Origin of the sequence: Chitinophaga cymbidii (assembly GCF_007992715.1) — a bacterium.
GTDB lineage: Bacteria > Bacteroidota > Bacteroidia > Chitinophagales > Chitinophagaceae > Chitinophaga > Chitinophaga cymbidii.
In genome coordinates this window covers 690,805-713,676 of the sequence record NZ_BKAU01000002.1, presented here as the reverse complement: position 1 = coordinate 713,676, position 22,872 = coordinate 690,805, and the positions used below count along the sequence as shown (strand labels likewise).

Annotated in this window: 15 protein-coding genes; 6 read left to right on the top strand and 9 right to left on the bottom strand. The window is 51.0% G+C overall.

Features of this window, described 5'->3' with window-relative positions:
- Positions 1-54: 54 nt before the first annotated feature.
- The 5 genes from CCY01nite_RS14115 to CCY01nite_RS14095 all read right to left on the bottom strand — a co-directional run bounded on the left by CCY01nite_RS14115 (position 55) and on the right by CCY01nite_RS14095 (position 5,430).
- Entirely contained in the window at positions 55-1,635 is a 1,581-nt protein-coding gene (locus CCY01nite_RS14115) for a hypothetical protein (RefSeq protein WP_146862723.1), read from the bottom strand.
- Positions 1,636-1,987: 352 nt separating this feature from the next.
- Positions 1,988-2,905 carry a pentapeptide repeat-containing protein gene (locus CCY01nite_RS14110; RefSeq protein WP_146862720.1) on the bottom strand — a complete coding sequence of 306 codons (918 nt, stop codon included), beginning with the start codon at positions 2,903-2,905 and terminating at the stop codon, positions 1,988-1,990.
- 159 nt (positions 2,906-3,064) lie between these two features.
- Positions 3,065-3,712 carry a hypothetical protein gene (locus CCY01nite_RS14105; RefSeq protein ID WP_186831048.1) on the bottom strand — a complete coding sequence of 216 codons (648 nt, stop codon included), beginning with the start codon at positions 3,710-3,712 and terminating at the stop codon, positions 3,065-3,067.
- A gap of 186 nt (positions 3,713-3,898) precedes the next feature.
- Complete coding sequence (locus CCY01nite_RS14100; RefSeq protein ID WP_246129937.1) at positions 3,899-4,690, bottom strand: O-methyltransferase; 792 nt, start codon at positions 4,688-4,690, stop codon at positions 3,899-3,901.
- Positions 4,691-4,692: 2 nt separating this feature from the next.
- A complete protein-coding gene (locus CCY01nite_RS14095) occupies positions 4,693-5,430 on the bottom strand; it encodes a glycosyltransferase family 2 protein (protein WP_146862710.1) in 738 nt (245 codons plus the stop codon).
- A 172-nt stretch (positions 5,431-5,602) separates the two neighbouring features.
- Between CCY01nite_RS14095 and CCY01nite_RS14090 the strand changes: the two genes are divergently transcribed.
- Together CCY01nite_RS14090 and CCY01nite_RS14085 are read left to right on the top strand one after the other, a co-directional pair.
- Positions 5,603-6,847 (top strand): hypothetical protein, encoded by a 1,245-nt coding sequence (locus CCY01nite_RS14090; RefSeq protein WP_146862707.1) that lies wholly within the window; start codon positions 5,603-5,605, stop codon positions 6,845-6,847.
- An 89-nt stretch (positions 6,848-6,936) separates the two neighbouring features.
- Positions 6,937-7,890: a hydrogen peroxide-inducible genes activator gene (locus CCY01nite_RS14085; RefSeq protein WP_146862704.1), complete on the top strand. Its 954-nt coding sequence runs from the start codon at positions 6,937-6,939 to the stop codon at positions 7,888-7,890.
- An 81-nt stretch (positions 7,891-7,971) separates the two neighbouring features.
- Here the strand turns inward: CCY01nite_RS14085 and CCY01nite_RS14080 are convergent, their stop codons facing one another.
- Together CCY01nite_RS14080 and CCY01nite_RS14075 are read right to left on the bottom strand one after the other, a co-directional pair.
- Positions 7,972-10,107, bottom strand: a complete 2,136-nt coding sequence (locus CCY01nite_RS14080) for a carboxy terminal-processing peptidase (protein ID WP_246129936.1) — start codon at positions 10,105-10,107, stop codon at positions 7,972-7,974.
- A gap of 198 nt (positions 10,108-10,305) precedes the next feature.
- The gene (locus CCY01nite_RS14075; RefSeq protein WP_146862701.1) at positions 10,306-11,484 is read right to left on the bottom strand and encodes a PQQ-dependent sugar dehydrogenase; all 1,179 of its coding nucleotides are present in this window, start codon (positions 11,482-11,484) and stop codon (positions 10,306-10,308) included.
- Positions 11,485-11,600: 116 nt separating this feature from the next.
- On the opposite strand from CCY01nite_RS14075, the gene CCY01nite_RS14070 reads away from it, so the two are divergent.
- Positions 11,601-12,857: an MFS transporter gene (locus CCY01nite_RS14070; protein WP_246129935.1), complete on the top strand. Its 1,257-nt coding sequence runs from the start codon at positions 11,601-11,603 to the stop codon at positions 12,855-12,857.
- A gap of 36 nt (positions 12,858-12,893) precedes the next feature.
- Here the strand turns inward: CCY01nite_RS14070 and CCY01nite_RS14065 are convergent, their stop codons facing one another.
- The gene (locus CCY01nite_RS14065) at positions 12,894-13,385 is read right to left on the bottom strand and encodes a YkgJ family cysteine cluster protein (protein ID WP_146862695.1); all 492 of its coding nucleotides are present in this window, start codon (positions 13,383-13,385) and stop codon (positions 12,894-12,896) included.
- Between the two features lie 160 nt (positions 13,386-13,545).
- Here CCY01nite_RS14065 and gcvP point away from each other — a divergent pair, with 160 nt between their 5' ends.
- From gcvP to CCY01nite_RS14050, 3 genes are all read left to right on the top strand, one after another.
- Entirely contained in the window at positions 13,546-16,428 is a 2,883-nt protein-coding gene (gene gcvP / locus CCY01nite_RS14060) for an aminomethyl-transferring glycine dehydrogenase (protein WP_146862693.1), read from the top strand.
- Positions 16,429-16,655: 227 nt separating this feature from the next.
- The gene (locus tag CCY01nite_RS14055; protein ID WP_246129934.1) at positions 16,656-19,079 is read left to right on the top strand and encodes a TonB-dependent receptor; all 2,424 of its coding nucleotides are present in this window, start codon (positions 16,656-16,658) and stop codon (positions 19,077-19,079) included.
- Between the two features lie 441 nt (positions 19,080-19,520).
- The gene (locus tag CCY01nite_RS14050; RefSeq protein ID WP_146862691.1) at positions 19,521-22,346 is read left to right on the top strand and encodes an outer membrane beta-barrel protein; all 2,826 of its coding nucleotides are present in this window, start codon (positions 19,521-19,523) and stop codon (positions 22,344-22,346) included.
- Here the strand turns inward: CCY01nite_RS14050 and CCY01nite_RS14045 are convergent.
- Positions 22,343-22,852: a DinB family protein gene (locus tag CCY01nite_RS14045; protein ID WP_146862688.1), complete on the bottom strand. Its 510-nt coding sequence runs from the start codon at positions 22,850-22,852 to the stop codon at positions 22,343-22,345. The genes CCY01nite_RS14050 and CCY01nite_RS14045 overlap by 4 nt on opposite strands.
- Positions 22,853-22,872: the final 20 nt, after the last annotated feature.

Sequence of the window (22,872 nt, the reverse complement as noted above, 5' to 3'; positions counted from 1 at the left end):
GACTCGTTGTCACCTGCGATCAGTACGAGGTAAGCTACTATGTCCCTATGCAACCTATGACGGCTGAAGCCACACAACTTTTACCCTTTTCCGGCGCCCCCTGATCTCCAATTTAAGCGCCGCGTATCTGTTTAGCGAGGTTAGATAATCAGCACCTAATATCACCCCCAGATCATGATCATTTTTCTTTCCAGCTTCCCCAAACACCATTTTACGGGAAGGTACCACTTCGCTTCCTTCAAGCGGATAACCGAACAAGTCGCAGGATGTAACTGTCCTGATCGTTGTCACTTTTCCTTTTTTCAAATGTTTTCCGTTCTCATCAATATCATTCAGCAGGAGGTAATTTCTATCCGGTGCGCTGATGTAACCGAATGATTTATATTGATCCGCCCAAAACAGTTCCTGGCCTGCCGTTCCCCGTGACGCAACATAAAATGATGGCAGCCAGGAACCGGGGATATACTGGCGTTTCGGTATAAGATAGCTGCTCAGTTGTTTCCCCCGTTGATCAAAATGAATGACCCCGACATTGCCCAGCATGGAATGCAAGCGAACAGAACCTGAGGAGGAACGTGTTTCAATGTACTCGATTTGCTCCAACATGACGGAGCATGATCCGTCCGCGTTGATGCATATATTTTGCGGAATGCCTTCAAAGTCATTTTTCTTCCCGAAGATCTCCTTACTCTTCTGGTCAATCGTTGCTGCCTGTATTTTTACAACATCGTCCATTTTATAAGAATTGAGATCAACGGCAGTGAGACTTGTGTAATACTTATTAGTTCTTTTCTCTGTAGTTTTCTGGTAAACCAACGCCATCATTTTCTTCGTGACCTGGTTATATTTAAGTATGCCGCTGACAGGGTCACGGTTAACAGGTATGTTCAATTCCTCGATGCTAAAAATATATCGCCCTTTTTCCAGGCTTGCAAAAACATATTTCCCTTCGTCGTTAACACTGGCGAGAACAATCACCTTATCGCTGCCCAACACGGCCATATCAAAAAAAGTCAGGTGTTTGTATTTGTCGTTCAGTATTGAAAAATACGCCCTGCTAAGCTCGCTATGATCTGCTCCATAATGTATGACCTCCATTCTTTTCGACGCAGATTCAGACGCCCGGTAAATAAATACAGCATAGTTATCGCTATGCGGGTCCTTTGCCACTTTAAAATCCGGCACCCCCCAATTGCTTGTTAACGTAACGCGCTTTCTCATGAAGCCCAGTTTCTCCAGCTCCGCGAGCTTTTCCTCCTTTTTGAGCTTTCCGGTTGCCCCGTCAATGATCAAGCGGTATAAAACGGGGGATTTCCCTTCCAGCTCACTTACAAGCAAAGTGGCATCTCCATTGATTTCAAAGATACCATCGACCCGCGCTTTCTTCAGTTTACCGAAAGACGGCTGAATATTTCTGACAGGCTTCCCTTTGTATTTTTCATCGAAGAGCCGCACGCTGATCCCGCTTTTGATCGTTACGTGAAAAAACATGGTACAGCCATTCTTCAATTGCAGCACCCGGGTAAAACCTTCATCCGGCTCTTCAAATTCAGTACTTTCCGCAATTGGTTTGAATTGAGCAAAGAGCGGGGACTGCATGCATATCAGCAGGCAAAGGAAGATTAATACTTTCATAGGTTTAAGGTAGGTGTGTTTAAATGTGATAATTGTGTTGATTAAATAATTAGTTGTTATGAATAAGGTGCGTTATTATTAATATCAATTGCCTATACCACTCCCAAATTGATATGAGATATAAAAATGGATAGTCTTTGGTCAATTGGGGCACACTCAAAAATCCTCCAACCTCGAGTCATATATCTTCATCCCATAGCCTTGCTGATTCCACTCACACTTCATCTCGCTATCATTATTCTTCTCATTAAACCCATAACGGCAACAATCTGCACCAATCTTCTACTTCGTGCAGCTTAACTTAAACTGTTTAAACTTTACTTGGTTTACCACCTGAATTTACAGCATCATGCTATTGAAAATTATTGAGTCCATTTATAATTTCTGAAGCAACATTCTTTCCATAATCTCTTTCCAAGTCGTCTATATTGATAATATACCAATCTTGATCTTTAGCGTGAACCAAATGCGTGTTCACAAAAAATAAGACTTCCTTTTTCTCTCCTTCTTTCAACATACTCATTCTCAAATTCAAGAATTCAAGTCTCATTTTCCAATTGTTATATTTATAGTATTGGCCGTCGCTATCGATTCTGACCGTAGATAAATCGCAATTATTACTAAACGTTACGTCTTTAAGTTCAGCTTTCTCAAATGAAACATTCTTCATTTCATTTACCTTTGGTAATCCATAATATTCGTAATCAGATTTTAGGGAAAACCCACCTCTAAACCAAACATCATCAAGTAGACCTTCAAAAATACAATCTTCAAAAGAAGATGCGTTGAAATCTATGTTCTTAATCCTACAATCTTTAAAAAAAGAAGCCACATATTCAGTCCTGATAAATATGGCCTTCGAATAGTTACACATTTCAAAAAAGCAGTTACTGAATGAGGAACCATTGTAACCGATTCCCGCTTTATTAAACTTACAATCAATAAAGACGCATTCTTTAAACATATTCCCATGATCTGAAAAATCAGAAAAATCAACTTTATAGAAGCGGCAAGTATCAAATTTTGAGTTTTCAACCCATGTAGATTTAAAAGATGAGAAAGAAAAATCAACATTCTCAAACAAGCACTTGTTAATTCTCTTCCCTTTTGCATTAATCCCTCTAAAGTCTGCTTTACCTTCAATTAAACCAAAAGAGGAAATCTTTCGCTGTAACTCACCACCACTCTGGAATAATTGCATAACTTCTTCAATAACGATTCTCATGTTATGCTCAATCTCCCACCTCTTGGTTATATCTTTTTTTAACATAGCAATTTAGTTTGCCTTCAATAAGCTTCCACCGATGCTTTCCAGGCGGAGGCGCCGGAATTCTGTGCGGCCGTTGCCTTTGTTGTAGAAAAAACCGTTGATGCCGCGGGTGCGGTTTTCTATAATTAGTTCAGCGGTGTCGCAAACGTTGCATATGATTTAATTTTTCAGTGCCTTTTCTATAAAATCTGCTGCCATCAACATCCTGTGAAGCCCTTTTGTATTATGAGCGTTAATTATTGCGGGCACTCCAACAATAAGATCATTCCCCGCAAATACAAGAACCACATCATCCATCCTTCCAACAGCATCCAGAAAAGGTTCTCTAAACCTGCTCTCTACATGCTTCCTTTGATTGGAGCTCAAATAATACTTTGATGTAAAAATCGCAGACGTTTTTAGCTTCATACGTACAGAAAAAAATCTGTCTACAAGTTTGTCCACAGATGTCAAAGGCCGGACTAATGTTTTACCAAACGAAACTTTACACCGTGCATATCCCCAAATTTGATATTCCACTCCCATATCCCGCTGACCATATTTTGGCGAGAACTTGTAACCTGCATCAATTTCAACATGGATCAAATAGAAATCCCTGTCCACCAGCTCAAACCGGAAAATGTTCACAAACCTCACATTACACCGCCCGTCAAAAACAGATTGTTCATTAAAAACTCCTGCCAGATGATTACTGACAACATCGTCGTCTACAATCTCGATATGTTTGTGATCCAGGGCATTATATGACTCCATTAACCTTTCAGCATCATCTTCATTCACCAGGTCAAGGTTTATAGTCATTTTCATACGTTGTTATACGATGCAGCTTGCGAGTATACAAGCAAATCAGCAAGGATAATAAATGAAAACAGAAGGATTCCAGGTTCTCAAACACTCACAGGTACGGTATATTCGGTTATCCTACTAAAAATATCATCAGGGGACAAACTGATGATTTCATCCACGCAAATATATACGTTTAATTTAATTTATCTAAAACCTCAACACAAACTCCTGCTTCACCCTAAACTCCTCCCGCAAAAAAACCAAGCCGATAAAAAACAGATCAACCGACAAAGTAGTAGCAGGATTCCCCTTAATCTCCTCCCAGGCCCGCTCCATCCCCTCCGTCCAGTGCACATCATCAAAGATCAGCAAAGTGGAAGGGCTCACCTTCCGCAAACATTCGAGATAATACCGCACCGTAGGTTCCTCCCGGTGATTGCCATCTATATAAACAATATCCGGCGTAGGAATAGCGGACAAGACTTTCGACAATTCCGTATCAAAATTCCCGACATACTGATGCACATTCCGCAAGCCCAGCGAAGCAAAATTCTCAGAAGCGCGGGCGGCGATGTTGGGGCAACCTTCAATCGTATGTACGGTAGCCCCCGCGGAGGCCATGTAGGCGGTGGACAAACCCATCGACGTACCAAGTTCCAGCACTGTGCCGGCCTGGAAATATTGCACCAGGCGGTAGAACAGCTGGCCGAACTTCTGGGGTTTGGCGGCGTGCCGTGTGATGTCCCGCACGCGGCGGGTATTGGTAGCGCCCGTCAGCGAGCCGGCGCCGAGGTCGGTGACTTCGATCACCTCGCTGCTTTGCAGCAGCTTCTTCCGGAGCGCTTCAACGGGGGCGTAGGCGGGTTTGAAGGCTTTATCGTTCAGCACCTCGTCCAGCAGCGAGTACACAAAAGGGGAATGCACGTCATGGCGGTTGCCGGCCGTGAAGTAGTAACGGAGAAATTTCTTTGCCAATGCTGCCTGGTGCTGTAAACTCACGATCAGTAAATTTTTGCCTTGATCAGCCCCCATTTATGCAGGCGGTGCTGCAGGGACACCCTCAGCACACCAAGCCCGTAAATGCTGCTGCGTTTGAAGTTGATGCTGGAGGCTTCTTCGAAATATTTAGTGGGACAGGTCACTTCCGCAATATCATACCCCTTCATGAATACCTGCGACACCATTTCATTGTCAAAAATAAAATCGTCGCTGTTAGCCATATAGTTGATATCCCGCAGGATCTCCGCCGAAAACGCCCGGTAACCGGTATGGTATTCACTCAGCTTCTGGCCGATGAGGATATTCTGCGTCAGGGTCAGAAACCTGTTAAAAACATATTTATACTTGGGCATCCCTCCTTTCAGCGCCCCCTTCCCCAGGATGCGGGAACCGAACACGGCCGGATACACGTCGTTCGCAATGATGCTGCTCATCGCCAGGATGAGCTTCGGCGTGTATTGGTAGTCGGGATGCACCATGATCACAATGTCCGCTCCCAGCTCCAGCGCCTTGTTATAGCAGGATTTCTGGTTGCCGCCGTACCCTTTGTTGGCATCATGCCGGATAATGTGGCGGATGCCGAGCTTGCGGCCAACTTCCACCGTTTCGTCTTTACTGGCGTCATCTACCAGCACCACCTCGTCCACAATGTCCATAGGTATCTCCAGGAAGGTCTTTTCAAGTGTTAATGCAGCGTTGTAGGCGGGCAGTACCACGACTACCTTTTTGTTATTCAGCATGAATGCAGGGTTGCTTTAGGCTGCAAAGGTATAAAAAGTCCTAATACGTAAGTAGCCTTTTACAATTCTTACTTTTATGCAGTAGAATTAATCATTATCTTTGCAGCTTAGGAATTTTTGGCATTATATTTTCTTTTAGATTTTCTTAACATAAAAAAAAGGATATTTAAGCATGCTGAAGCTAACCAGATGGATGATGCCATTGCTGCTGACCGGATTTGTGACGTTGAATATCTATGGCCAGGACACCATACCTGTACTAAAGCCCCAGCAGGAGATCAAATCTCCGCAGGTCCGCACCGCAGACACCACGATCAAAAAGATCATGGAAGAGCTGGAAAAGGTCCAGGAGAACGACCGGCAAAATTCCCAGATCATCGGCGAGTTGACACGTGGCAGAGAGATAGACAACAGTACCAAATATGAGCTGATCAAGAATAACCTGATCTACGCTTCCGATACCTACTATCTGCTCAATAAGAAGATCATCGACCTTAAATCCAGGACTACGACCAGTAACCTGGACGTATTCATCACTTCCCTCAACAACCCGGAAAGCAAGGAACTTGGTTTCTCCCTGAGCGACCGGGTGGTGGAACTCGTGGAAAAGATCATCCTGAAAGGGAAAGGTGACAAGAACGAACGGAATACCAAGCTGGTGGAATCCACCAAATCCATCATCAACAGCCCGATCTTCAAAAGCTTTACCTCCCTCACGCCGCCGCTGGCCATCGCCAGCTCGGTGATGAATTTCCTGCACAGCGTGGCCCAAAGCAATAAAGCCATCAACCACAAGCTGTTACAGGAGTTTGAAAAGGAGCTGAACAAATATGTGATCTATTATACCGCCCTGAACGATGCGAACCAGAAGTTCGAGTTCGGGCTGAATTTCAATAAAGACCAGCTTTCCCTGCTGCAGGACAATATGTACGATCACCTGGCCTTCACCGCCAACGTGCTCAAAATGCCCCTGCCGGCAAGAGGAAATAAAACGATCGCGGAATCGCTGAACGAATATTTCATCGATTTCAGAAAAGAAAAGGTGGTGGACTTCTTCGCCAAGATGGAAGCCAAGTACACCAAGGGCAAGAAGATCGACTACGAAAAGCTCCTGCAGGAGAACGCCAACCTGAAAGAAGCCAATAACCAGCTGGAAGACCTCGTGCTGCAGACCAAGCGTTTCGAGAACCTTTACAACGAATACTTCAGCCTGCTGGACGCTTACTATAACAAAGTGAACCATTCCCTTCGCCTGGCGCAGGACAATGGCCTCGCCGAAAAAGGCATCGTGGAAAGCAAGCAGGCCGAATTCCGGAACCTCAAAAACGAGGCGGTACAGGAGATACAGGCTTCCCTCAACATGCGGGAGCTGGTGCTGAACGTAGAAAAGATCAAATACCGTTACAGGATATTTTAAGTATGGCCCAGCCCATATAAAAAGCGCATTATGAATGCTTCCGCATTTGTAATGCGCTTTCTTCATTTAATCGCTAATTTTGCCCCACTATGACAACGGTTCAACTGGAATATGTGGTGGCGGTGGACACCCACCGCAGCTTTGTAACGGCCGCCGATAAATGTTTTGTAACACAACCAACGCTCAGCATGCAGATCCAGAAGCTGGAAGACGAGCTGGGCGTCAAGATATTTGACCGGAGCAAATTGCCCGTGGTGCCCACGGAGATCGGCACCGCCGTGATCGCGCAGGCGCGCGTGATCCTGAAAGAGAACGCCCGCATCCGCGAGATCATCGCCGACCAGAAAAAAGAAGTGCAGGGTACGCTGAAAGTGGGCATCATCCCCACCCTCGCCCCCTACCTCCTGCCTAGGGTGCTCACCGCCTTCATGAAAAAATACCCCAAAGTGAAGCTGGAAGTCTGGGAATACTCCACCGAACAGATCATTCAGTTACTCAAGCAGGAGCAGCTGGACTGCGGACTGCTGGCCACGCCGCTGCACAACCAGCACCTCGAAGAACACCCCCTCTTTTACGAAACCTTCGTGGTGTTTACGGCCAAAAGCAACAAGCTGTCGGATAAAAAGGTCATTCACCCGGAAGACCTGGATACGAAAGATATCTGGCTGCTGAACGAGGGGCATTGCATGCGGAACCAGGTGCTGAATATCTGCCGGGACAAGTTCAGCATGGGCGAGTTCAGGAACCTGGAATACAATACAGGCAGTGTGGAAACGCTCAAACGCATGGTGGAGCTGAATGAGGGGTATACCATCCTGCCCGAGCTGTCCCTGCAGGACCTGTCTGCCCGCCAGATGAATATGGTGCGGTTTTTCAAGACGCCCGAGCCGGTCCGCGAGATCAGCCTGGTGACCCACCGCTATTTCATCAAGCAGGCCGTTATAGAAGCTTTCAAAAAAGAAATACTGGCCAGCGTTCCGGAAAAGATGCGGTTGAAAAAGACGAAGAAAGTGATCGACATCACGGTGGAAAATAAAAAATAAGACGGGCGCGTCCCCGCACAAAAAAGAGGGTGTATCATCGCAATGCTGATACACCCTCTTTTATAAAATCTCCTTTATAGATCACCGGGGCTCCTTCGTTTTGGCCTCGGTGTAATTGTTCTTCAGCTTCGGATAGCTCTGCATGATCAGGTCTTCCATCACGTTCACCGCCTCGCTCAGGTAAGCGTCGCGGGTACGGAACTTCAGCCAGTCGCGGTTACGCGCCATTTTTACTGTGTCGTCCTGTATTTTCGCCAGGTCCACTTTCAGGCTGGCGATATTCAGCGGCTGCACTTTGTCGTTCACCGCATCATATTTCTTCAGCGCCGCGGCGTTTTTCTTTTCGTCCGCCTTGTAAGCGTTGAGGTTCAGCGGATAACTTTTCTGCTCTTCCAGCTTCTTCAGCATGGCGATGTTCTCGTTGATGATCTGGAACGCTTCGTTATTGGCGACCCTCTGCGCGCTTTTGGCTTTGAGGGTGGCTACGTTCACCGGCTCGTTCCAGGTGGTGTAATCGGCTTTGGGTATCTCGTCCCATTGCAGGGCATCTTCATCTTTTTTCTCACCCACTTCGTAGTAGGGCGACGGCAGGATCACGTCGGGGATCACACCTTTCAGCTGGGTGGAGCCGCCGTTGGCGCGGTAGAATTTCTGCACGGTCAGCTTGATGGCGCCCAGTGAGCCGCCGAGGTCCGTACGCACGAAATTGTCCATGTCCAGCAGCCGCTGCACGGTGCCTTTACCGAAGGTTGAATTGCTGCCGATGATCACGGCGCGTTTGTAATCCTGCATGGCCGCGGCCATGATCTCGGAGGCGGAAGCGCTGAATTCATTCACCATGATCGCCAGCGGCCCTTCGTATTGCACGGTTTTGTCGCGGTCTTTCTGCTGCTGCGTTTCACCGCCGCGGGAACGTACCTGCACCATGGTGCCTTCGGGTACGAACAGGCCGGCCATCTTGATCACGTCCGGCAGGGAGCCGCCGCCATTGAAGCGGAGGTCCAGGATGATGCCGTCCACCTTCTCGGCTTTCAGCTTTTTGATCTCTTCCGCTACGTCATCATAAGAAAATGCGCCCTGGCGGTCGTTAAAGTCTGCGTAGAATTCGGGTAGATAGATATATCCGATCTTATGCTGACCAGTGATGATGGCGGATTTGGCAAAGGTATCGTCCAGTTTGATCTCGTCGCGGACCAGGCTGATGGTCTTGGTAGTACCGTCTACGCTCTTCACCGTGAGGCGTACTTCCGTGCCCTTGTTACCACGGATCAGCGTGACTGCTTCATCTACGGCATAACCGCCGATATCCACCGGTTCCTGCTTGCCCTGACCCACTTTCAGGATCACGTCGTCCGCTTTCAGCTGCCCCTGTTTCCAGCTTGGCGAGCCGGTGACGATGCTCACCACCTTGATGCGGCCTTCTTCCTCACGCAGCTGCGCGCCGATGCCGTAGAACTTGCCGGACATCTGCTCGTTGAAGGAGCGTTTTTCCAGCGGCGGCATGTAATCGGTGTGCGGGTCCATCGTGGTGGTGATGGCGTTTACGTATAGCGAAAAACGTTCGTCGTCTTTCATGCGGTTCTTCAGCCGGTCGAAATAACGGTCGTACACCTTCTTCACTTTTTCGCGGGCTTCCGCTTCCAGCTGGGCGTCTGTTTTCTTTGTTTTTTCCTTTTCCCGCTGGTCGATCAGCTCGGAATATTTTTCGAGGGTGCGGTACTTCAGGGATTTGCGCCATGCTTCGGTGCGGGCTGCGTCGTCTGCCGGCCAGTCCGTTGCGTCGGGGTCCATGTCGATCTTTTCATCTTTGGTAAAGTCGAACGGTTTGGCGAGGATCGCCGGATAGATGGCGGCCGCCTCCGTTACCCTTTTCTTGACGAGGGCGTTGGTCTGGTTGAACACTTCCAGCGGCGCGCCGTTCAGCTCGTCATCCACATGTGTTTCCAATGGTTTCAGCGCGTCGATATCGCTCTTCAGGAAGAATTTCTTTTCTCCGTCCAGGCTGCGGAGATATTTTTTAAACACCTGCTTCGAGAAGGCATCATCAATTGTTTTAGGTTGATAATGGCCTTCCTTGAGTATTTGTCCGACCAGTGTGATGATCGCCTCATACCTGCCCGGGGGATCTTCTTTTCCTCCTATCCTGGCAAAAGCAAATATTCCAGCCGATATGCAGATCAGCAATACCGGTATTAACACTTTCAGTTTCATCTTCATAGCCAATTCAATTACGAATGATCAATGGCGGAATCCCGCTTTATCAAATATAACCCTATTCCCTCATCTGATGAGGCGTATACGGTGTTTTAACAAAATATTACTACGGCAAAAATGACAAATATCATGCTTGAAATAGCGGCTGTTTGCCATTTGGGCGATCCAAACCGCCACTCATAATCCGTAAGCGCCGGTCCATCATTTTACGAGCTTGTACACGCCGCTTTTTACGCCGTTGGCGTGCGGAATGGTTACCAGCATGTATAATTCGCCGGCTTCATCCTGGCCCCAGCTCAACAGCTGTACGTTGCCGTCCGGTTTATTTGCGAACACGAGGTCGCTGCGCTCCCATTTGTTGCCTTTTTGCGCCAGTGTCCACGTTTTTCCGTTATAATCCCCGAAAACGTAGCGGCCCTGCAATGCCGGCACGGCTTTGCCGCGGTACACGTAACCGCCGGTGATGCTGATGCCGTCGTCATGATCATATTCATGCACCGGGGCAATGAGCTTGCTTTTATCCGCGCCCGCGGGCACGTTGAACTCGTGGTATCCTTCCATGATGCGCCAGCCGTAGTTGCCGCCTTTGGTGATGATGTCCACTTCCTCGTACTTGTTCTGCCCCACATCGCCGGTCCACAGCTTTTTGGTGCTTTTGTCGAACGAAATGCGCCAGGGATTGCGGAGGCCGTAAGCCCATATTTCTTTTTTCGCGCCGCTGGTTTTCACGAAAGGATTATCCGCGGGGACCTTGTAAGGATTGCCGTTCACATCGATGCGGAGGATCTTCCCCAGGAGGCTGCCGAGGTCCTGCCCGTTACCAGTGCTGCCATGCCGGTCGCCACCACCGCCGCCATCGCCGCTGGCGATGTAGAGGTAGCCGTCCGGCCCGAAGATGATATCACCGCCGTTGTGATTGGATTCGGGTTGATCGAATTCAATAACAAGACGGCGGGTAGATGGATCAGCGGTATTATCGCCTGGCTTCGCCACCCGGAACTCGCTGATGACGCTTTTGTGGTTCCTGCCCCTGCCGCGGTCGGCAGCCGGCGCGCTGTAATAGAGGTAGAACTTGCCATTGCGGGCAAACTGCGGATGGAAAGCCATGCCCAGTAGTCCGCGTTCATCGTACGCGGGATTGATCTTTACCATTTCGCTGCTGACATCGATAAATGGTTCGGGCAGGAGCTTGCCGTTGCGGATCACCCAGACCTTTCCTTCTTTCTGCAGCACGAACTGCCGGTTGGAACCGTCGCCGGGAACGGCCATGCAAACGGGCGAGGGCACCTGGTCGGTCACCAGCTGCAATTGCGCCTTTTGCGCGAAGGTGGCGCTGAAAGGCAGCAGCATGCCCAATAAAAATAAATTGAATGGCTTCATACCGGTTCGGAATTTTTAGAGATGTTAAAAATAATCATCTGTATCAAACGATGGCAAAAAAATTGATTAGCGGAATGAGAAGCCTTATTTTTGTGACGCCTTTAAAACCTTACAGATTGGACGAAGCTATCAAACCGAAGAATGACCCGTATGCATCGTTGCGATACAAAGAATTCAAGTTCTTCCTGGTCATCCGTTTTGCTCTCATCTTTGCGCTTTCCATGCAGTTCTCCATTATCGAATGGAAAGTTTACTCCCTTACAAAAAATCCGCTGAACATTGGCCTGATGGGGCTTGCAGAGTTCATTCCCGCGTTTTCGCTCGCGCTTTTTGCCGGTAACATTGTGGATAAGCGGGAAAAGCAGGGCATGGTGATGAAATGCCTGATGGGATACCTGGTGATCGGGGCGGGGCTTTTTATGCTGACCTGGGACGATCTCGTGGCGGGCATTCCCCAAAGCGCGATCCTGATGATGATCTACGTGCTGCTGTTCTGTGGCGGAGTGCTGAGGGCCTTTGTGAGCCCGTCCAATTTCTCGCTGCTGGGGGTGCTGGTGCCCCGCGAGCTGTACATCAACGCTACCACCTGGAGCACGTCCTCCTGGCAAACCGGCGCTATTGCGGGACCAGTGTTGGGCGGGCTGTGCATCGCCTGGCTGGGGGTGCACTGGGCCATGCTGGTAGTGCTGGGATTCATGCTGCTGGCGCTGGCCGCCGTGATGCAGATCGGTAAAAAACCGGTCCACTTCAAGGACATCGGTGAAACGGTGAAGGAAAGGCTGAAAAAAGGACTGCAATTCGTCTGGAATACCAAAGTGTTGCTGAACGCCATGGCGCTGGACATGTTCGGCGTGCTTTTCGGCGGGTCGGTGGCCATGATCACCATTTATGCGCAGGACATCCTGCACGTGGGCGCCGAAGGCTTCGGCATGCTGCGGGCCGCGCCCGCCGTGGGCTCCTGCATCATACTGCTGGTGCTGGCCCACCGGCCGATCGTAACAAAACCGGGACTGAAGCTGCTGGCGGCTGTTTTCGGCTTCGGCATCTGTATTATCATATTCGGACTATCCAAAACTTTCGCGCTCTCACTGCTGGCGTTGTTCGCCAGCGGCATGCTGGACGGCGTGAGTATGATCATCCGGCAAACCATCCTGCAGCTCAAAACGCCGGATGATATGCGCGGGCGGGTGTCTTCCGTCAGCTCGGTTTTCGTCAGCTCGTCCAATGAGCTGGGCTCGTTTGAAAGCGGGCTGGCGGCGAGGATCATGGGGCCGGTGGCTTCGGTGGTGTTTGGTGGATGCATGACGCTTGGGGTGGTGATCACGACCTATATTATTTCACCGGCCATGCGGAAGCTGGACTGGCGGCGTTGACGTGGCCGGCTTTTACCAGGGGAAAGCAGCAGCGTTTTAAATACCCGCCCCCTTTAACCGCTCCAACACATAAAACACTGCGGGACAAATGGTAGAATTCAGATAAGTAGTATTGGGGCGCTTGAAAAATTCATGGCTGTCCGTATACGGGTAATTCCTGCAATCCCCCGGCCGCACGTCATAAATGCTGCAATAATTATCCGCTCCGAGAAAGGGGCATGGGCTGCGTTTCACCACGTAATCACCATCTTCATCCAGCCGCAGGTAGGTTTCGATCAATGCGGATTCCTTTATTCCCAGGAACTTCGATACTTTTTTGATGTCCGGCGTTTTGAAACGGGGGCTGATAGACTTGCAGCAGCCCGCGCATTGCAGGCAATCAATTTTCTCAAAAGCCTCCTCATGCAGGTCCGGGAGCAGCTTTTCCGCGCCTTTGCCTTTCTTGGTCTGCATTTTCTGCAGGAACTGCTTGTTGGCCTTCTGTGCTTCCTTCGCTTTTACCTGCCAGCCGGCGAGTATATCAGACATCCCTCGTGAATTTTCCGCAAAGCTATGATGATTTTATGACAATCAACCCTCGTAAAGCGCCCCATTTATCAGCCTACTTTCCGCCTTCCACGGGTGGTTTGGCGATTGCTTAAAAACATCATAGCTTTGCGCATTCTTTTCTTAAATACCTGCTTACATCATGAATCTTTTGAATACGTTCAAGAATGAATTCGTTGGTCGCCATATCGGCCCCAATGAAGCAGAGACCCGTGAAATGCTCGGCAAGATCGGCATCGGATCACTGGATGAGTTGATCAACAAAACCGTGCCTGCGGCGATCCGCATGCAAAGCGACCTGGACATCCCGGAAGCGGTCAGCGAATTTGCTTACCTCAGCGAGCTGAAAGACATTTCCCTCAAGAACAAAGTATTCAAGAGTTACATCGGACAGGGCTATTATGATACCATCACGCCCAGCGTGATCCTGCGGAACATTTTCGAAAACCCGGGATGGTATACCCAATACACGCCCTACCAGGCGGAGATCTCCCAGGGCCGCCTGGAAAGCCTGCTTAATTTCCAGACTATGGTGAGCGACCTTACCGCCCTGCCGATCGCCAACGCCTCCCTGCTGGACGAGGCCACCGCGGCGGCAGAAGCCATGACCATGTTTTTCAACGCCCTCAACAGGGACCATGATCATATTACCCGCGGCAAGTTCTTTGTGGACGAACGCATTTTCCCGCAAACGAAAGACGTGGTGATCACCCGCGCCACGCCGCTGCATATTGATGTCGTATTCGGTGATTATAACACGGTGGACATTACGGCCGATTTCTTCGGCGCGCTGGTGCAATACCCGGATGCGGACGGCAACGTAGCGGATTACCGCGCGTTCATTGAGAAAGTACACGCTGCCGGCGCTTACGTAGCCATGGCAACGGACCTGCTGGCGCTCACATTGCTCACCCCTCCGGGAGAGCTGGGCGCGGACGCCGCCGTGGGCAGCGCACAGCGTTTCGGCGTGCCTTTGGGCTTCGGCGGACCGCATGCGGCTTTCTTCGCCACGAAAGATGATTTCAAACGCGCCATTCCCGGCCGTATCATCGGCGTGAGCATCGACGCACAGAACCAGCGCGCGCTGCGTATGGCCCTGCAAACCCGCGAGCAGCACATCAAACGCGAAAAAGCAACTTCCAATATCTGTACGGCACAGGCATTGCTGGCCAATATGGCCGCGATGTACGCGGTGTATCACGGCCCGCAGGGACTGAAGAATATCGCCCTGAAAACAACGCTGCTCACCGCCGCGCTGTCCGCCAAACTGAAAGCAGCCGGACTGCAACTGCGCAACAGCAGCCACTTCGATACCATTACCATTGAATCCGCGGACGCCGCTGCCATCCTCGCCAAAGCGCAGGAAGCCGGCATCAACTTCCGCCAGATCAACGCACAGTCATTCGGCATTTCCCTGGATGAAACCACTTCCGTGGAAGATGTGAACGCCATCCTCGCCATCTTCGGTGCGGGAACCGTAACAGATGCTGAAGTGGAAAAGGCCACAAACGGCATCCCTGCTGCGTTACAACGTACATCCGGCTACCTGCTGCATCCCGTGTTCAACACGCACCACAGCGAAACGGAAATGATGCGTTATATCAAAACGCTCGAAAATAAAGACCTTTCCCTCAACACTTCCATGATCTCCCTCGGCTCCTGCACCATGAAACTGAATGCGGCATCCGAAATGATCCCGTTGAGCTGGAACCACTGGAGCAAGATGCATCCCTTCGCCCCGCTGGCACAAACCGACGGCTACCAGCAGATCGTCCGCGAGCTGGGTGTATATCTTTGCAAAATCACTGCTTTCGATGCCTGCAGCCTGCAGCCGAACTCCGGCGCGCAAGGCGAATACGCCGGCCTGCTGACCATCAAAGGATATCATGAAAGCCGCGGCGAAGCGCACCGCAACATCATCCTCATCCCCATTTCCGCGCACGGCACCAACCCCGCCAGCGCCGTCATGACAGGCTACAAGGTGGTGATCGTAAAAGCGCTGGAGAATGGTTATATCGATGTAACAGACCTGAAAGCAAAAGCGGAACAGCATAAAGACAACCTGGCCGGCGTGATGATCACCTATCCTTCCACCTACGGTGTGTACGAGGAAAGCGTGAAAGACATCTGTAATATCATCCACGAAAACGGCGGACAGGTGTATATGGACGGCGCCAATATGAACGCACAGGTAGGTTTGACCGCTCCCGGCCTGATCGGGGCGGACGTTTGCCACCTGAACCTGCACAAGACCTTCGCCATTCCGCACGGCGGCGGCGGTCCCGGCATGGGCCCCATCTGCGCGGCGAAGCACCTCGCGCCGTTCCTGCCTTCACACGTAAGCCTGCAGGCATCCAACAACGGAACGCATCACGCAAACGCCGTATCGGCCGCGCCTTACGGCAGCGCCAGCATCCTGCTGATCTCTTACGCTTACATCCGCCTGCTCGGCCAGCAAGGCGTCCGCAAGGCAACGGAATACGCCATCCTGAATGCCAACTACATGAAGGCCAGGCTGGAAAATGCATACGACATCCTCTACACCGGCGTCAGCGGCACCTGCGCCCACGAATTCATTGTGGACCTGCGGCCGTTCAAAACCAGCGCCGGCGTTGAAGCGGAAGATGTGGCCAAACGCCTGATGGACTACGGCTTCCACGCCCCCACCATGAGCTTCCCCGTGCCCGGCACCATTATGATAGAACCGACAGAAAGTGAAGATAAAGCGGAACTGGACCGCTTCTGCGATGCGCTGCTCGCCATCCGCGAAGAGATCCGCACGATAGAAGAAGGCAAGGCCGACAAAGCGAACAACGTGCTGAAACAGGCGCCGCACACCCAGGCAGTGGTGACCGCGGACGAATGGAACAGGCCGTATACCCGCCAGCAGGCCGCGTTCCCGCTGGAATACGTGAAGCTGAACAAGTTCTGGCCGTCCGTTAGCCGCGTGAATAATACGTTCGGGGACAGGAACCTGATCTGCACCTGCGAGCCCACAAGCGCCTACGCGGAAGCGGAAGCATAACAAATACCACCTGATTATTAAGAGGCTGTACCTTAACCGGTACAGCCTCTTGCTTTTTTAGCCCGTCAATCGAAAAATTCCTGGTTGCGATCAAAAAAATTCCCGATTGCGTAAACTTTTTTCCCTTTTTGATTGTAATGCCCCCTCCCACACCCCGACCTTTGCGGCACGATTTTCAACTGACCACCGGCCGTGGTTTTTGCCAACCGGCCGTATAACAATAAACAATGATGAAAAGATTAACGTACCTACTGCTATTGCTGACCGGATTTATGACCACCAGCCAGGCACAAAATCCCTCCGGAACCATCAAAGGCACCATCACCACCAACGATGGCCAACCCGCACCTTACGTGACCATCCAGATCAAGGACAAGAACCGCGGCGTAGTGACCGATGAAAAAGGCGGATACACTTTCCGCAAGGTGCAACCGGGAGAGTACGTGCTCCTGGTATCGCTGGTGGGTTTCACCTCTACCGAGCGCAATGTGACCGTAGAAGCGGGGAAAACAGCGGATGTGGACATTCAGCTGCAGCTGTCAGACACCCAGCTGCAGGAAGTGATCGTAAAGGGCAACCTGAACAAGTTCGGCAAAAAGGAAAGCGAGCACATCGCGCGCCTGCCGATCTCCAACCTCGAAAACCCGCAGGTATACAATACCGTGAGCAAGGAACTGATGAAAGAGCAGGTGATCACCACTTTCGACGACGCCATCAAGAACGCCCCGGGCGTGAGCAGGCTCTGGTCTTCCACCGGCCGGCCCGGTGACGGCGCAGGATTCTTCTCCATGCGCGGTTTCAGCGTACAGCCTACAATGATCAACGGCATCGCCGGCGTTACCAACGGTAACATCGACCCTGCCAATATCGAGCGCATAGAAGCGATCAAAGGCCCCTCCGGCACATTGTTCGGCAGCAGCCTGATCTCCTTCGGCGGCCTGATCAACATCGTTACCAAAAAACCTTATGAAACATTCGGCGGAGAGATCACCTACACCGGCGGCGGCTTCGGCCTGAACCGTGTTACAGCGGACATCAACACGCCGCTGAATGAGGACAAAACAGCCCTGCTCCGCGTGAATGGCGCTTATCACTATGAGAAGAGCTTCCAGGATTTCGGGTTCAGAAGGTCCGTTTACCTGGCGCCCAGCTTCTCCTACAAAGCCAGCGACCGCCTTTCGTTTAACGTGAATGCGGAGTTTTTCGATGGTGAAGGCACCAACACGCTCATGGTATTCCTCAACCGCTCCCGTCCGCTTTTCGCGCGTACGCCGGAAGAGCTGGGCATCGACTTTAACCGCTCCTTCACCAGCAACGATATCACCAACAGAACGCCTACGGTGAACCTCTTTGGCCAGATGAGCTACAAGCTGTCTGACAAATGGACTTCACAAACGAATATCTCCCGCAGCAACCGCAAAAGCGATGGCTATTATTCCTACGTGATGTTCCTCGACGCCAACGGCAGGCCCAACGACACCACGCTCAGCCGTTATGTTTACAAGCAGAACTCCACCGCCATCACCACAGACATCCAGCAGAATTTTATCGGCGATTTCCATATCGGCCGCCTGCGTAACAGGATGGTGATCGGTCTGGATTACCTTAGCATGGAAACAGTGAACAACCACTCTCCTTACATGGTATTCGACCTGGTAAATGCAGTAGACCCCAAAGACCCGAACTATTCACAACTTAACAAGGAGGCGGTTGATGCAAGGCTGGCACAGCTTACCACCGGGCATACCCGCAACCGCACCCTGATCAATACTTACAGCGCCTATATTTCCGATGTGCTGAATATCACCGATGTTTTCAGCGCCATGCTGAGCCTGCGGGTTGATCACTTCGAAAACAAAGGCACGAAAAATTATGTCAGCGGCACCACTTCCGGGGACTTCTCGCAAACTGCCGTATCACCCAAATTCGGTCTGGTATACCAGGTAGTAAAAGACAAGGTCAGCCTGTTCACCAACTACATGAACGGCTTCCGTAACGTTGCACCCATGGCTGCCCCGCCTCCCGGCATGGACCCTACGCTGAAACCGCAGCAGGCCAACCAGATCGAAGGAGGTATCAAACTGGATGTGTTGAGCCACCGCCTGAACTTTACATTAAGCTACTACGACCTGGCCGTAAGCAACATGACCCGTTCCGCTTCCATGGAAGTAGATGGCGTTAACTATAACTATACTATCCAGGACGGCACCCAGGCCAGCCGCGGCATTGAAGCAGACCTTACCGCCAACCCGGTGAACGGCCTGAACGTAGTAGCCGGCTATAGCTACAACTCCAGCAAGCTCAAAGCATCCAAGGAAGACAATGGCCTGCGGCCCACCACTGCCGGTCCCGAGCACCTGGCCAACCTCTGGGTGAGCTATACTGCCACCGGCGGTAAACTACAGGGGCTGGGCGCAGGTTTCGGCGGTAACTACGCCAGCGAGAACCTGATCACCAACTCCGCGGCTGTCGGCATCTTTACGCTGCCCTCCTACACGATATTGAATGCTTCCGTATTCTACACGTTAAACGCCTGCCGCCTCGCGGTGAAGGTGGACAACATTGCCAATAAGGAATATTTCGGTGGATGGACGACCGTAGAAAAACAAATGCCCAGAAGGCTCTCCGTGAGCGCAGGGTTTAAATTCTGATCTTCTTAAGAAACATACAAAGAAGGCGTCTCCAAAAAGGGACGCCTTTTTTGTATTAGCACTTCTTCAATCTGATAATCAATCCATTACAGTCCGTCAGTAACCCTTATGTAAAATAAATGTCCCAGCAAACCCTCTCCCATAGCGACCTACGGAGGATAACACATATGTAAGCCATATGTAAGTCATATGTGACTCATAAATAAGCCATCCCAATAAGATATGAATTATGTATGGCTTATCTACGTTTTACATATAATCTGGTAAAGGCTTTTCCCATCCGGATCGCTATAACAAAGACCTTCCATTCCTACAATGTCTATCGTGAATACCCGGATTGACGGCAGAAAAAAGGCGTCCCACTCCGAAATTATCGCTAGACAACTAGCAAATTCGTTTTTCTACGAAATATTCGTAATTTAGCCGAAATCATACCGCTCCATGTTACGAATTGTACCGCTCATGCTTGTTTTGATCGCTTCCCTGCACGCCCGCGCCCAGCAAAAGATGGAATTAAAAGGCACCGTGGCCGATTCAGCCAGCCATGAACTGCTGGAAATGGCTACCGTTACCGTGCAGGACAGCAAAGACAGCAGCCTCATCACCTATACCCTCACCGACAAACGCGGTGCTTTCCGCCTCCAGGGCATCCCGGCGGACAAGCCCGTCCGCTTCCTCGTTTCCTATACCGGCTATCATACCCACATCAAAACGCTGCCCCCCGGCAGGCCCGCAGACCTGGGCCGCATCATACTGGCGCCGGCGCCGCATGAGCTGAATACCGTAGTAGTAGAAGGCAACCGCCCCCCGGTATCCATCCGGCAGGACACGATCGAGTTCAACGCCTCCTCGTTCAAAACAAGGCCCAACGCCGTAGTGGAAGACCTGCTGAAAAAGCTCCCCGGCGTGGACATCGACGAGGAAGGCAACATCACCGTAAACGGCAAAAAGGTCAGCCGCATCCTGGTAGACGGACGGGAATTCTTTGCCAACGATCCCAAGCTGGCTACCAAAAACCTCCCCTCCGCCATTATTGAAAAAGTGCAGGTAGTAGATACCAAAACCAAACAGGAAGCCCGGATGAACGTGCAGAAAGACGGGGAAGACAAAACGATCAACCTTACATTGAAGGCCGATAAAAAGAAGGGGCTCTTTGGACGGCTTTCCGCCGGAGGCGGTACGGACGAACGCTTTGAGCTGGGCGGCATGGCGAATGCCTTCAACGGCGCGCGGCAGATCAGCATACTCGGGTCTTCCAACAACCTGAACAAAGTGGGCTTTACCCAATCCGAGATATTCAGCACGATCAATACAAAAAATGGCATCGTCATCAACTCCAATTCTAACGGCTCATTCGCCATCAACGGCATCGGTTTCGGCGGCACGGGCGACGGCATCCGCACGACCTCCATGATCGGTTATAATTATAACGACAAATGGAACAAGACCGATGTGAACAACAGCTACTTCTTCAACAACTCCGATGCCCGCTTCCGCACGCTGAACACCCGCGAATACCTCAACGGCGACGGCCACCTGTTCACCAGCAGCGACCGCAACGGATACAGCAGGAACGCCAATCACCGGGTAAACTTCAACTTCGATATAGAACTGGATTCCACGCTCCGGCTGACGCTTGCACCCGCTTACGACTATACGAAAGCCAGCAGCAACGCCAGCGGCAACGAAATCACAACAGCAGAAGACGGCTCCCTGGTGAACACCAACGAATCCTCCAACCGCGCATTAAGCACCAATCACAACTTCTCCAACACCCTCGGCCTCACAAAACAGCTGCGGAAAAAAGGACGCAGCATCGGCCTGCAATTCACCAACAACTACACCACCTATAACGAAGATGCTTATAACCGCAGCGATGTGGAATATTATGAAAATGAAGCCGTGACGGACGACCGGCATGTGGACCAGCTGACCATAGCGGACAACAAAAACGAACGCTACCGCATCAGCATCAGCTATACCGAACCCCTGTCCGCCACATGGAAGATGACCGCCGGGTATGGCTTTGACTACAACGCCAACTCATCCAACCGGCAGACCTATAACTATGATCCCGACAGCAAAACCTATACTGACCTGGATGATGCCTATACCAACAGGTTCCGCACCATCAACACCAGCCAGACGCCCAACCTCGTGCTTTCGCACAACAGCGAAAAATGGCGTGTAAGCGTTGGCGGTAGCCTGTACCTGAACCTGCTGGACAACTATTCGTATACCACCAACACCTCGTTAAAACAATACCAGACCAATTTTGCACCGAACTCCCGCGTCAGCTACAAGCTGAAGAACGGCGGCTATATCAATCTCGGCTACAACGGCAACATGCAGCAACCCACGCTCGAACAATTGCAGCCGGTGCCGGATAACACCAATCCGCTGAACGTGCGCATCGGCAATCCCGATCTGAAGCCATCGTTCTCGCAGCAGATCCGGTTTGGTTACGACCGCTTTACGCCCAACGGCATCGGCGTATTTTCGGGCGTTACGTTCAGCCCTATCCTGAACCGCTTTTCCACAGCGAGCTTCATCAATTCGAAAGGAGAAAGGACTACACAGACGATTAACGTGGATGGCGCTTACAACATGAACGCGAATTTTTCCCTGAGCAAATCCAAAAAAACAAAGGACATGCAGTACCGCATCAGCGGCGGCGCTTTTATCAACGGCAGCAGGAATATCAGCTACAGCAACACCGGCAACGCTGCCGGCGACACCACGCTTTACCGTAACATTGCGCTGAACTGGAGCTACTCGCCTTATGTGATGTTCAACTACGCCTGGAAGGAACTGCTGGATATCAGCACCAGCTACCGCCCAACGTATACGGATGCCCGTTATAAACCGGCCAACAGCACGCAGGGCAGCTTCTTTGTGCAGCGCGCAACGCTGGGCACCACGCTTTACTGGCCGGGGAACTTCTCGTGGGACAATGATGTGAACTATTCCTACAACAGCCGCATCACACCCGGCTTCCAGCAACACGTAGTGTTATGGAACATGGGCCTGGCATACGATTTCTTCAAAGACAAAAGCCTGCAGCTGAAGCTTTCCGCGTTCGACCTGCTGCGGCAGAACACCAGCGTCCGCCGCATGGTGAACGAGCTGTATATAGAAGATGTGCAGACGGATATTGTGGAGCAATACTTCATGCTCACCGCTACCTGGAACTTCTCGAAATTCGGGGCGAAGCCCAAAGGCGGCAACCGCCGCATGGACGGCGGACGGAACATGTTCATGTTTTAGAGGTAACGTTCCGCGATCACCCGCTGGTGATGCATGGCGTGGCCGATAATGATATACCCCAGGCTGAGCACGGTAATGGGAGCATTGCTGGCCACGCCTTTTCTTTGCAGCTCCTCCTCATTCAGCGAACGGAACAGGTGCTCCGAGGCCAGGCGCACCAGCTGGAACTCTTCGATCATGTCCACCCAGTCCCGGTGCGCTACATTCGCCTCAGCGGCGTATGCATTCTCCTCAAAACCGGGCAGCGGCGTGATATCTTTCCGGGCAAAACGCAGCGCGCGGTATGCGAAGATGCGCTCCGCATCCGTCATGTGCTGCAATACCTGCCTGACCGTCCATTTACCGGTAGCATAGGCATAGTCCAGCTTCTCTTCCGGGATTTCGTCCAAAAATTCCAGCGTAGCCGTGGTTTGGCTGGTAAAGGCTTGCAGGATATCGTCTTCCGGCACGAGCGATACATATGTATGATAAAATTCCGCGTAATCCTGTGCTGAAGGTCTTGCCATATATGTAGAATTTTAATGAA

Bases quoted from the DNA above. Each gene is read 5' to 3' on its own strand.
- CCY01nite_RS14115 (WP_146862723.1), bottom strand. From the start codon at position 1,635: ATGAAAGTATTAATCTTCCTTTGCCTGCTGATATGCATGCAGTCCCCG.
- CCY01nite_RS14110 (WP_146862720.1), bottom strand. From the start codon at position 2,905: ATGTTAAAAAAAGATATAACCAAGAGGTGGGAGATTGAGCATAACATG.
- CCY01nite_RS14105 (WP_186831048.1), bottom strand. From the start codon at position 3,712: ATGAAAATGACTATAAACCTTGACCTGGTGAATGAAGATGATGCTGAA.
- CCY01nite_RS14095 (WP_146862710.1), bottom strand. From the start codon at position 5,430: ATGCTGAATAACAAAAAGGTAGTCGTGGTACTGCCCGCCTACAACGCT.
- CCY01nite_RS14090 (WP_146862707.1), top strand. From the start codon at position 5,603: ATGCTGAAGCTAACCAGATGGATGATGCCATTGCTGCTGACCGGATTT.
- CCY01nite_RS14085 (WP_146862704.1), top strand. From the start codon at position 6,937: ATGACAACGGTTCAACTGGAATATGTGGTGGCGGTGGACACCCACCGC.
- CCY01nite_RS14080 (WP_246129936.1), bottom strand. From the start codon at position 10,107: ATGAAGATGAAACTGAAAGTGTTAATACCGGTATTGCTGATCTGCATA.
- CCY01nite_RS14075 (WP_146862701.1), bottom strand. From the start codon at position 11,484: ATGAAGCCATTCAATTTATTTTTATTGGGCATGCTGCTGCCTTTCAGC.
- CCY01nite_RS14065 (WP_146862695.1), bottom strand. From the start codon at position 13,385: ATGTCTGATATACTCGCCGGCTGGCAGGTAAAAGCGAAGGAAGCACAG.
- gcvP (WP_146862693.1), top strand. From the start codon at position 13,546: ATGAATCTTTTGAATACGTTCAAGAATGAATTCGTTGGTCGCCATATC.
- CCY01nite_RS14055 (WP_246129934.1), top strand. From the start codon at position 16,656: ATGATGAAAAGATTAACGTACCTACTGCTATTGCTGACCGGATTTATG.
- CCY01nite_RS14050 (WP_146862691.1), top strand. From the start codon at position 19,521: ATGTTACGAATTGTACCGCTCATGCTTGTTTTGATCGCTTCCCTGCAC.
- CCY01nite_RS14045 (WP_146862688.1), bottom strand. From the start codon at position 22,852: ATGGCAAGACCTTCAGCACAGGATTACGCGGAATTTTATCATACATAT.